Annotated in this window: 10 protein-coding genes and 1 tRNA gene; 1 reads left to right on the forward strand and 10 read right to left on the reverse strand. The window is 53.9% G+C overall.

What is annotated here, in order from left to right:
* Positions 1–20 precede the first annotated feature (20 nt).
* The 9 genes from hflC to nnr form a co-directional block, all read right to left on the reverse strand.
* Positions 21–1,025, reverse strand: a complete 1,005-nt coding sequence (hflC, locus tag SK39_RS09120; protein ID WP_003025595.1) for a protease modulator HflC — start codon at positions 1,023–1,025, stop codon at positions 21–23.
* 2 nt (positions 1,026–1,027) lie between these two features.
* Entirely contained in the window at positions 1,028–2,281 is a 1,254-nt protein-coding gene (gene hflK / locus SK39_RS09125) for an FtsH protease activity modulator HflK (RefSeq protein WP_003025593.1), read from the reverse strand.
* A gap of 189 nt (positions 2,282–2,470) precedes the next feature.
* Entirely contained in the window at positions 2,471–3,751 is a 1,281-nt protein-coding gene (gene hflX / locus SK39_RS09130; RefSeq protein WP_032937767.1) for a ribosome rescue GTPase HflX, read from the reverse strand.
* A gap of 74 nt (positions 3,752–3,825) precedes the next feature.
* Positions 3,826–4,134: an RNA chaperone Hfq gene (hfq, locus tag SK39_RS09135; RefSeq protein WP_003025584.1), complete on the reverse strand. Its 309-nt coding sequence runs from the start codon at positions 4,132–4,134 to the stop codon at positions 3,826–3,828.
* Between the two features lie 84 nt (positions 4,135–4,218).
* Entirely contained in the window at positions 4,219–5,169 is a 951-nt protein-coding gene (gene miaA / locus SK39_RS09140) for a tRNA (adenosine(37)-N6)-dimethylallyltransferase MiaA (protein WP_016149447.1), read from the reverse strand.
* Positions 5,162–7,027 (reverse strand): DNA mismatch repair endonuclease MutL, encoded by a 1,866-nt coding sequence (gene mutL / locus SK39_RS09145; protein WP_032937769.1) that lies wholly within the window; start codon positions 7,025–7,027, stop codon positions 5,162–5,164. The genes miaA and mutL overlap by 8 nt, the downstream gene beginning before the upstream one ends.
* Positions 7,028–7,036: 9 nt before the next feature.
* Positions 7,037–8,368 carry an N-acetylmuramoyl-L-alanine amidase AmiB gene (gene amiB / locus SK39_RS09150; protein WP_048216930.1) on the reverse strand — a complete coding sequence of 444 codons (1,332 nt, stop codon included), beginning with the start codon at positions 8,366–8,368 and terminating at the stop codon, positions 7,037–7,039.
* Between the two features lie 16 nt (positions 8,369–8,384).
* Entirely contained in the window at positions 8,385–8,846 is a 462-nt protein-coding gene (gene tsaE / locus SK39_RS09155) for a tRNA (adenosine(37)-N6)-threonylcarbamoyltransferase complex ATPase subunit type 1 TsaE (RefSeq protein WP_003025570.1), read from the reverse strand.
* Positions 8,818–10,365 carry a bifunctional ADP-dependent NAD(P)H-hydrate dehydratase/NAD(P)H-hydrate epimerase gene (nnr, locus tag SK39_RS09160; RefSeq protein ID WP_032937772.1) on the reverse strand — a complete coding sequence of 516 codons (1,548 nt, stop codon included), beginning with the start codon at positions 10,363–10,365 and terminating at the stop codon, positions 8,818–8,820. Before nnr ends, tsaE begins: the two co-directional genes overlap by 29 nt.
* Between nnr and queG the strand changes: the two genes are divergently transcribed.
* Complete coding sequence (queG, locus tag SK39_RS09165; RefSeq protein WP_003844973.1) at positions 10,364–11,503, forward strand: tRNA epoxyqueuosine(34) reductase QueG; 1,140 nt, start codon at positions 10,364–10,366, stop codon at positions 11,501–11,503. The genes nnr and queG overlap by 2 nt on opposite strands.
* Positions 11,504–11,772: 269 nt before the next feature.
* Here the strand turns inward: queG and SK39_RS09170 are convergent.
* Positions 11,773–11,848, reverse strand: a tRNA-Gly gene (locus SK39_RS09170).
* Positions 11,849–11,866: the final 18 nt, after the last annotated feature.

Raw genomic sequence — 11,866 nt, forward strand, 5'->3', positions numbered from 1 at the left:
TTAAAACCGCTGGAACGCGATTAGCGTGTCGCGGAACTCGGTGTCTTCATGTAGCGGAAGAAATCGCTGTCCGGACTCATGACCATCACGTCCTGGTTGCCTTCGAAGCTCTTCTCGTAAGCACGCAGGCTACGGATGAAGGCGTAGAAGTCAGGATCCTGACTAAACGCATCGGCAAACAGCTTAGCGGCTTCTGCATCGCCTTCACCGCGCATGATACGGCCCTGACGCTCAGATTCTGCCAGCGTTTTAGTGACTTCATAGTCCGCCGTTGCACGCAGTTTTTCCGCCTCTTCCTGGCCTTGTGAACGATGGCGACGCGCTACCGCTTCACGCTCAGCGCGCATACGGTTGTAGATAGCCTCGGACACTTCAGCAGGCAGGTTGATTTGCTTAATACGCACGTCAACCACTTCGATGCCCAATGCCGCCATACTGTTCGGGTTGATGACCGGTACTTTACCGTTCGTTTCAGCCTGAACACGTTCAGCCGCTTCGGCAATCGCGCTATCTGCTGCCGGAGTCGCCACTTCATCTTCCGTGCCAGCAGAACCGGAGTTCAGCGCGTCACGAACTTCCAGGGTCAGACGACCGCGGGAATCGGTAACGATATCCTTCACGTCCAGACGACCAATTTCAGAACGCAGACGGTCAGAGAACTTACGTTTCAGCAGGACTTCCGCCTGAGAAACATCGCCACCGCCCGTTGCCAGGTAGTAACGGCTAAAGTCACTGATGCGCCACTTGATGTAGGAGTCAACAATCAGGTCTTTCTTCTCTTTGGTAACAAAGCGATCGGCCTGGTTGTCCATGGTCTGAATACGCGCATCGAGCATCTTCACGGATTCAATAAACGGAATCTTGAAGTGCAGGCCTGGTGCAACGACCAGCGGCTTGTTTTCATCGTCACGCAGAACTTTACCAAAGCGCAGAGTAATACCGCGCTCGCCTTCTTTGACCACAAAGACAGACATGAACAGAACTACCAGAACGATGATGATAATCGCAATAACTGACTTACGCATCGTTATTCCCCCTGACGCTGGTAGTCGTTACGCTGCGCATTCGCGCGGCGTTGGTCCATAATATCGCCCTGACTGGTGGACGATGTATTGCTTGCTCCAGTGCTGGAAGTCGTTGCTGGCGGCAGACGCAACAGGTTTGAACTGCTGTCAGTCTTTGCTGCTGGCGCACTACCACCTTTCAGCATTTGATCCAGCGGCAGAACCATCAGATTGCTGCCTTTATCGTTAACCAGGACTTTGCGGGTATTGCTCAGCACTTTTTCCATGGTTTCGATATACAGACGCTCGCGGGTAATTTGCGGTGCGGCTTTATATTCCGGCAGAATTTTTGCGAAGCGAGCCACTTCACCCTGTGCTTCCAGGATGGTCTGAGTCTTATACGCACGCGCTTCTTCCAGAATACGCTGAGCCTGACCGTTTGCACGCGGCTGAACTTCGTTGGTGTACGCTTCTGCTTCACGAATGTACTGCTGTTCGTTTTCACGTGCTGCGATAGCATCGTCAAACGCGGCTTTTACTTCTTCCGGCGGACGTGCTGCCTGGAAGTTGACGTCCAGCAAGGTGATACCCATGTTGTACGGACGGATTGTTTCTTCCAGTTCCCGCTGGGTATCGCTACGAATAACGGTACGCCCTTCGGTCAGGATACGGTCCATGGTGTATTTACCGATAACCCCACGCAGGGCGCTGTCAGTTGCCTGACGCAGACTGTCATCCGCACTGGTTACGCTAAACAGGTAACGCTGCGGATCGGTCACGCGGTACTGTACGTTCATTTCGACGCGCACGACGTTTTCGTCAGAGGTCAGCATAACGCCGGATGCGGCAAGTTCACGCACGGCTTCAACGTTGACCGGTGTCACTTCATCGATAAAGGTCGGTTTCCAGTTCAGACCCGGTTCAACCAAATGGCTGAATTTACCGAAGCGTGTCACCACGCCACGTTCCGCTTCTTTAATGGTATAGAAACCGCTAGCCGCCCAGATAATGACGATGGCGGCCGCTGCGATAGTAAAAACTCGACCGCCCAGTTGCGGACGCGGGCCTTGCGATGAACTACCGCCGCCAGAACCAGTACCTTTACCGCCACCCAGACCACCGAGCTTTTTACTCAGTTTGCGGAAGATATCGTCCAGATCGGGAGGTCCCTGCTCGCGACCACCTTTGTTTCCATTTCCCTCAGGGTTGCCGCCAGGTTTGCTGCTTCCCCAGGGGTCGCGGTCTTGTCCGTTATTACCGGGCTGATTCCACGCCATTTTTGTGCTCCATATTTGTTATGCGATGCTATACCTGCGTCTTTTGCGCTGCCGATGCGTTGGCTGCGTCCCTCAACTCCAGTCACATAGTTGACTATGCTCCTGGAGATTTCAGGACTTGCCGCCTTCCTGCCGCACAAAATCCACAAGGTATAGAGGCGAAAAAATCTTCAGGCCATATCCGTCAGATCAGACAACATAGTCTTCCAGTGCCGGTTCTTGTTTACAGAGGCGACGCCAGTCTACGATCGGCATACGAACCTGCAGACCTACGCTGCCGTCTTCCTCCATCCACTCTTTTTCTATTGCCTGAAGTTGATAAAACCGGCTTCTCAAACGCCCTTCCTGCGGCGGCAAACGCAACGTATGCTGCGCCACCTCACCGGAAAGTCGCTCAGTCAAAGCCTGAAAAAGTTGTGGTATACCAATCCCCGTTTGCGCTGATACCCAAACGCGAATGGGTTTATTCTCTTCATCTCTATCGATACGCGGCTCAAAGTCATCCAACATATCGATTTTATTCATCACCAGCAGGGTCGGGATCTCATTCGCATCGATCTCTTCGAGCACCGTGTCGACTGCCTCGATGTTTTCCTGCACACGAAAATCTGCAGCATCAATAACGTGCAGCAGCAATGTTGCCTGACGTGTTTCCTGCAAGGTGGCTTTAAATGCCGCCACCAGGTCGTGCGGCAAATGGCGGATAAACCCTACGGTATCCGCCAGCACGGTCTCACCCACGTCCGCCACGTCTATGCGGCGCAACGTTGGGTCCAGGGTCGCAAACAGCTGGTCCGCTGCATAAACCCGGGCTTCGGTGATCTGGTTGAACAGGGTGGATTTTCCGGCGTTGGTATATCCCACCAGTGATACGGTTGGGACATCCGCTTTCTTGCGCGACTGCCGCCCCTGCTCACGTTGCTTTTCAACTTTTTCCAGGCGCGACTGTATTTGCAAAATGCGATTACGCAGCAAACGACGGTCGGTTTCGAGCTGGGTTTCACCCGGACCGCGCAAACCAATCCCGCCCTTTTGCCTTTCAAGGTGGGTCCAGCCACGGACCAGACGCGTAGCCATATGGCGCAACTGCGCCAGCTCAACCTGCAACTTACCCTCATGGGTGCGCGCACGCTGGGCAAAAATATCTAAAATAAGACCGGTCCTGTCGATAACAAGACACTGGCACAACTGTTCCAGGTTACGTTCCTGGGCGGGGCTCAGAGCATGATCAAAAATCACCACCGCAGCGCCAGTCGCTTTTACGGCTTCGGCAATTTCGATTGCCTTACCTTCACCAACAAAATACTTCGGGTGCGGTGCTTTACGGCTCCCGGTAATCACCTGCATTGCTTCGACACCGGCGGAAGAAACCAGAGATTCAAACTCCTGGAGGTCTTCCATATCTTTGTCTTGCGAAAAATAGATGTGTACCAGTACCGCCTGCTCACCGGCATCATAACGGTCAAACAAGCGTCAACCCCTTAATATAAATCAACGGGGAACGCAGGATCGCTGGCTCCCCGTATGTAAAACAGCTAATAACCTTATTCGGTTTCTTCGCTGTCCTGTTGCGCAGATGAACCTTGCGCGTTGCTACCGTGATGGTAGTTGCTGCCAGTGCCGCCGGTGGCATTATTGCTGTGATGAGAAACCGGACGAGACGGGACAACAGTAGAAATCGCGTGCTTATAAACCATCTGGCTGACCGTGTTTTTCAACAGGATCACGAACTGATCAAAAGACTCGATTTGACCTTGCAGCTTAATACCATTCACCAAATAAATAGAAACTGGAACACGTTCCCGACGCAATGCGTTCAGGAACGGATCTTGTAAAGATTGCCCCTTAGCCATTCTCTCTTTTCCTTATATGCTTATTTGTACTTTGAACCTTTCGATTCTGAAAAATTGCGCACGATACGTTTCAATTGTACACATTCAGTTCGCGATAGCACCAACAACCTGTAATACTTCGTTTCGCGCTAGGTCAGGCTTTTCACTGTCAAGCCAGTGCACCCCTTCCCAACCACGCAACCAGGTTACCTGTCGCTTCGCCAACTGCCTCGTGGCGCAAACACCTCTATAAACCATTTCATCGTATGAAATTTCACCTTCAATGTATGACCACATCTGGCGATACCCTACACAACGAATGGAAGGCAAATCCGTATGCAAATCTCCACGGGCAAAAAGCGCCCGGACTTCTGCTTCAAAACCTGAAGCTAACATCTGATGAAAACGCTGCTCAATTCGCTGATGGAGCAGTTCACGGCTCGCCGGGGCGATTGCAAACTGATGCACCTGATACGGCAAAGCATCTCCTGACGTTTGTGTCAGCTCCGTTAAAGTTTTACCCGAAATGAAAAAAACTTCCAGTGCCCGGGAAAGTCTTTGCGGATCATTTGGATGAATACGCGCCGCAGCCACCGGATCGATGTCCTGAAGCTGTCGGTGTAACGCGTCCCAACCCTGCTCTGCCGCCTGCTGCTCAATTCTGGCCCTGACTTCCGGGTCCGCCGACGGTAACGGCGACAGCCCTTCAAGCAAGGCTTTGAAATATAACATTGTGCCGCCCACCAGCAACGGGATACGCCCCGCGGCGGTGATGTCGGCCATCTCGGCTAACGCATCGCGACGAAAATCCGCAGCGGAGTACGCTTGCGACGGATCGCGAATATCCAGTAATCGGTGCGGCGCGGCCTGTAATTCATCTGCATCGGGCTTTGCTGTACCGATATCCATTCCCTTGTAAATAAGGGCGGAATCAACGCTTATCAACTCTATGGGCAAAACTTTACGCAATTCAATTGCGAGTGCCGTTTTACCGGAGGCCGTTGGCCCCATCAAAAAAATCGCCTTTGGCAGGCTCGCCTTACGGGTATCACTCATGTTTCAGGGCATTCATTACCGAATGTAAATCAACAGGTTGTAACAGACCACCCGGCGGTGCCTTCACGAGTTGTGGGCAGAGCCGCTCAACATCCGCTAACAGCGTAATCGCCTGTGCCATACTCCACTGTGGATGCTCGCTAATCAGGTTACGTGCGATCCACTGCGCAATATTACCCGGCTCGAATACGGATTGCTGCGCCAGGTAGCCTATCAGTTCAGGAATCAAGATTTGTAAATTTTGTTGGCGTAAGGGTAAAGGCACCGCCCGGATGGTCACATGCTGCGCATCCAGTTGAAATTCAATGCCCAGCTCAGCCAGTTGGCTCTGTCCTTTTTGCAGCGCCGCTTTTTCATCGGCGTTGACTTTTAAACGTAAAGGGATCAGCAACGGCTGGGCGCAAACGGTCCCCTGGTCCGGCGTTAATTGCGCCTGACGCAGCCAACGCTCAGCCACCGGTAATGCCAGCAACCGAATATGGCCATCGCACTCGAGTAACGCGCAGTCTGCACCGACAATCGTTAGCACCCGGCCAAAGCCCTGACTACTGCCACTCAGAGGTACCGATGATGTTTCAGAGACCGGCGTTTTACGCGTTGGAGCCGGCGTCTGCATCAGTTTCTGATAAATTTCGCCCTGCTGCTTTTGGTATCCGGGTTGGGCATGAGGCCAACTGGCCCTCGCCTGACGGCCTGCGCCACTACTGCCGTTTCCAGCGCCAGCTGAGTACTGCGGTGTCGCAGGTTCACGCGCGGGAGCCGGCTCGGCAAAATGGTTACGTCCGGCAGCAACGCGGTTTTCCGGGATGTGCCTTGGAGCGGGTTCGTCGTCATCAGCCAACGGCAGCGGCGTTTCAAGCTGCTGTTGCAGGACGCTCAACACGCCCTGGTAAATAAAATCGTGCACCAGGCGGGATTGATGGAAACGGACCTCATGTTTAGCTGGGTGTACGTTGACATCCACTTGATGCGGATCGATTTCCAGATACAGCACAAAAGCGGGTTGTTGATCGGCTCCCAGCTTATCTTCACAGGCCTGGCGGATAGCATGGTTGATCAGCCGATCTCGCATCATCCGACCATTCACATAACAATACTGGATTTCTGCCAGTGCCGCCGTTGTGTGGTTAGGATCGGCCACCCAGCCGCGCAGCGTCAAATCACCATGCTGCCATTCAATCGCCAGCGCATGCTCCAGAAACGGCGTGCCGCAAATCGCGCCCAGCCGGCGCTCTTTCTGCCCATCCGCGGCCACTGCCCGGTACTGACGCACCACTTTGCCGTTGTGAGACAAATTAATCGTCACATCAAAACGCGCCAGCGCAATGCGGCGAATAATCTCGTCGATATGATTAAATTCAGTTTTCTCGGTGCGCATAAATTTGCGCCGCGCCGGGGTGTTGTAGAACAGATCTAACACCTCCAGTGTGGTTCCCACTGGATGCGCAGCAGGTTTTACCGTCACATCCATGTCGCGCCCTTCAGCATAGGCTTGCCAGGCCTCAGGCTGCTCTTGTGTGCGCGACGTCAGGGTTAAACGAGACACGGAGCTGATACTTGCCAGCGCTTCGCCACGAAATCCGAGGCTAACGATGGCCTCAAGATCGTCAAGCGAGGCTATTTTACTGGTGGCATGACGCGCCAGCGCCAGCGCCAGCTCGTCTTTTTTAATCCCGCAGCCGTTGTCACGAATACGGATAAGCTTCGCGCCGCCGCGCTCAATATCGATATCAATGCGCGTCGCACCGGCATCGATGCTGTTTTCCACCAGCTCTTTCACCACTGACGCAGGCCGTTCTACCACCTCGCCTGCGGCAATCTGGTTCGCCAGCTGTGGCGGTAGAACCTGAATCGGCATGGCTAATCCTTAATTTGTTAACGTGTTACCCGCCGATATGGCGCTGGCGGTTTGCGCCGGCGCGCCCTGCGGTCCGGTTTGCATCGGGTGCGCCTGGAAATAGTTACGCAATCCTTTGTATATCGCCTCAGCCAGTTGCTGCTGGTAATCATCGCTCGCCAACAGACGTTCTTCGCTGTTGTTACTGATAAAGCCGGTTTCAACCAGCACAGATGGGATATCAGGCGAACGCAGTACGCCAAGACTGGCGTGTTCCGGACGGCGCTTATGCATCGAACCAATACGTTCTAACTGGCCGATCATGCTGGTCGCCACATCATACCCGACGCGCTGCGAATGACCGAACTGCAGATCCAGTACGGCCTGGCTGAGATAAGGATCGGACTGGCTGTTTGCCAGCACATCGCCCGCGCCGCCCAACAGCTCCGATTGTTTTTCATGCTGTTCCAGCCAGCCGGCCATCTCACTGTTCGCCCGACGGTTCGACAACACCCAAACGGAAGCACCTGTGGCATCACGGTTTGGCGCGGCATCCGCGTGAATAGAAACCAGGAAATTGGCGTTTTGTTTACGTGCGACGTCTGAACGCCCCATCACCGAGATAAAGTAATCGCCATCACGGGTGAGTACGCCTTTAAACATTGGGTCATCATTGAGCAAGCTGCGCAGTTTACGCGCCACGGCAATCGTGACGTTTTTCTCACGCGTGCCGTCAGGGCCAATCGCCCCCGGATCCTGCCCGCCGTGTCCGGCATCAATGGCAATAACCACTTTTTCACCGCTGCCGGTGCTGGCGCGCGCCGCAGGTCGTGTGGAGGTATTACTGTTGGTCACCATCGTGGTGCGATCGTTCTCTGCTTTAAACGGGTTACGCGCAGGCTCGGCAGGACGAGGGGCGACAACCGGCGTTTCAACACGCTTAACAACCACTGGAGGTGGAGGCGGCGGCGGTGGCGCATCCGCTTTGATGGTAAACACAACGGTATAATTGCCGCCGTTCTGGCGTTTAACGGCTTCGGCCTTGCCGTTCTCGGTTAAATCCACCACCAGACGCAAGGACTGCGCATCTTTTGGCGTGCCGGAGCGGATAGATTTCACCAGATTATTGCCGCTAAACAGCAGCGGTAATCCCTGAATCACTCCGGTTTGTTTTATATCCAGCGCGACGGTGCGTTTCCCGTCCTGGCTCACGGCGTATTCAGGCTCGCCAATAAAGCTCAGCGTAATCCGCGCCTGTTGATTGCCATTGGAAACCTGAAGATCGGAGAGGCTGGCGGCCCCTGCCTGCGCGCACAGCAGGACCAGGGTTGCCATCAGCCAGTTTCTGATGCGATAAATCATCCCGCCACCCTTAAGGTTATTCGGCTAAACGCGCCAGCAATAATTCACCCGATGAGGAGACTGCGCTTACGCGCGCCTCTCGACCTTGCGCCTGATATTCAATGTGTATTTCGACGTCCGGGTCTGGCAGTACACCTTTACCTTGTTGCGGCCATTCCACCAGGCAGATGGCATCATTGGCAAAATAATCGCGGATCCCCATAAATTCCAGCTCCTCCGGGTCCGCAAGTCGGTATAAATCGAAGTGATATACCATCAAGTTATCGAGTGAATAGGGTTCAACCAGCGTGTAGGTGGGGCTTTTTACATTACCTTTATGACCTAACGCCTGCAGAAATCCCCGGCTGAAAGTGGTTTTACCCGCCCCCAGGTCGCCGTACAAATATATAACCGTCGCGCCGTCACAGGCTTTGGCTACCCGCAGTCCCAGGTCTAAAGTTGCCTGCTCATCAGGTAGTGGAATTACTCGATTCATCATGATAAACGTCAATCACATCAGGGTTAACAATACGCTGTAGCGTGGTAAAGAGATCTGTCGCCAGCATGCCGCGCGTACCAAAACGCGCCGCCAGCACATCCGCCGCCGCTCCGTGCGCAACACATCCCGCACATGCTGCATCATACGGGGTAAGCTTCTGTCCGAGCAATGCGCCAATAATACCGGAAAGCACATCCCCCATTCCGCCGCTGGCCATCCCTGCATTGCCAGTATCAATAATACCTAACTCAGCTTGTTCAGCAGCAACAACCGTACCCGCGCCTTTCAGCACTACTACGCCTCCGTACCGTTTTACCAGACGTTGTGCACAAAGTAAGCGATCGTCTTCAATTTCTGCAATGGAACAGCCCAGCAGTCGCGCGGCTTCACCTGGATGCGGCGTGATCACGCGATTGTGACGTTTATCGGGGTTGATTGCCAGCAGGTTCAGCGCATCCGCATCCCAGAGCATCGGTTTGCGAAAATTCTCCACTTTTTGCAGCGCTTTTTTGCCCCACTCCTGCTGACCAAGCCCTGGTCCTATCACCACAACATCCGCCCATGCCAGGCTCTCTTCCAGAGTCTGCGGCGTCAGCGCATCGACCATCAGTTCTGGTCTGGCAGTCAGAACAGGCGCAATGTTCTCCCTGCGCGTCAATACTTTGACCAGCCCGGCCCCCGCACGCAACGCCGCTTCACCGGCCATACGTATTGCACCTGCCGTGCCGTGGTCGCCGCCGATAATCACCAGCCGACCGTGGGAGCCTTTGTGTGAGGTGGGCCGACGCGGCGTTAGCCAGTGCGCAAGCTGTTGAGCATCAAAACGTTGCAGCGGCGCGTTCTGCCCCGCCAGCCAGTCGTCCAGCCCGAGTGCGTTAACATGCAGACGTCCGGTGACATCGCGTGCTTTACCGGTAAGCAGACCTGGCTTGAGCGCAATAAAGGTAACGGTATGCGCAGCGTTGATGACTGCCCCCGGCGTCGCCCCCGTCTGCGCAAGCAGGCCGGAGGGAATGTCGATTGCAATTGTAGGGGCTGGGTGGCTATTGGCACGTTCGATCAACGCCGGGAGAGGTTCACGCGGCGCGTTTTTTAAGCCAGTACCTGACAGCGCGTCGATAATGACGTCCACGCTGTCTGGCCAGTTAATATCAGCAGCATGAATAACGCCACCGGCGTTAAGCCAGGCGTCGTGCGCCTGCTGCGCTTCCTCGGGGAGCGGTTTATCACTCTCGTACGCCAGCAACGTAACATTAAAACCCTGCGCTTTGGCAAGTCTTGCCACCACGTAACCATCACCGCCGTTGTTGCCGTGACCACATAGCACCAGCCAGTGTTGGGCGTTCGGATAGGCCTCACGGGTGACCTGAAACGCCGCCTCTCCCGCCCGTTGCATCAGCTCATACAACGTCAGCCCTAAACTGTCTGCCGCCTCTCGCTCCATCCGCCTGATATCATCGGCGTGCCAGATGGAGTGTGGTATACTTGCGGGGTTTTTCTTCATTGTATGGTCCGTCATGTCAGAGCCCCTCGATCTCAATCAGTTAGCGCAAAATATTAAGCAGTGGGGGCTGGAGCTTGGCTTTCAGCAGGTCGGTATTGCCGATACCGACCTCAGCGAAGCAGAGCCCAAACTGCAGGCCTGGCTGGATAAACAATACCACGGAGAGATGGACTGGATGGCCCGTCACGGCATGATGCGCGCCCGCCCCCACGAATTATTGCCCGGTACACTACGTGTCATCAGCGTACGTATGAACTATCTTCCTGCCAAAGCGGCCTTTGCCAGCACGTTGAAGAACCCTTCTCTGGGTTACGTCAGCCGTTACGCGCTTGGCCGCGACTACCATAAGCTGCTACGTAACCGCTTAAAAAAGCTGGGAGAGATGATTCAACAGCACTGCGTTTCGCTGAATTTTAGACCTTTTGTCGATTCTGCGCCCATTCTTGAGCGTCCTTTGGCGGAAAAAGCCGGGCTTGGCTGGACAGGTAAGCACTCACTAATCCTCAATCGCGAAGCCGGTTCATTTTTCTTCCTCGGGGAATTACTGATCGATTTACCCTTGCCGGTCGACCAACCAGCAGAAGAAGGATGCGGGAAATGCGTCGCCTGCATGACAATCTGTCCCACCGGGGCCATCGTTGAACCCTACACCGTAGATGCGCGCCGCTGTATCTCTTATCTCACTATCGAACTGGAAGGCCCGATACCGGAAGAGTTTCGTCCATTGTTGGGGAATCGAATTTACGGCTGCGATGATTGCCAGCTCATTTGCCCGTGGAACCGCTATTCACAGTTGACGACAGAGGATGACTTCAACCCGCGCAAGCAGCTTCATGCTCCGGAGTTAATAGAGCTGTTTAGCTGGAGCGAAGCGTGGTTTTTAAAAGTCACGGAGGGGTCTGCCATTCGTCGTATTGGCCACCTGCGCTGGCTGCGAAATATCGCCGTTGCGTTGGGTAATGCTCCCTGGAATGACGCTGTTATTCTCGCGCTGGAAAGTCGCAGAGGTGAGCACCCACTTCTCGACGAACACATAGACTGGGCGGTTGCTCAGCAAATCGAGAAGCGAAATGCCTGCGTAGTTGAGGTGCAGCTACCGAAGAAACAACGTTTGGTCAGGGTCATTGAGAAGGGTCTGCCGCGCGACGCTTAAGTCATCCACAGCTTGTGTATAAAAATAAAAACACATTGATATTCAAGAAGGAAAAAATCGTCAAGTGATCGCATTAACAATTTGAAATGATAATTAAGTCAATAATTTCAATTAGTTAAAATGATACTATTTACCCGGCGAAGCTTTTTGCATTCCAGGAATAATACCCGAACCTGTGGATAAGTCTGTTTACAAGAGTATGTCAATGACGAAACAAAACGTCCCCAACGCGATTATTCGTTGTGGATATTTTTATTGAGGTAAGAATTTGGAGCGGGAAACGAGACTCGAACTCGCGACCCCGACCTTGGCAAGGTCGTGCTCTACCAACTGAGCTATTCCCGCTTGGGTGTGTCTGTGCTT

It is taken from the genome of Citrobacter sp. BIDMC107, assembly GCF_001037575.1.
Lineage (GTDB): Bacteria > Pseudomonadota > Gammaproteobacteria > Enterobacterales > Enterobacteriaceae > Citrobacter > Citrobacter freundii.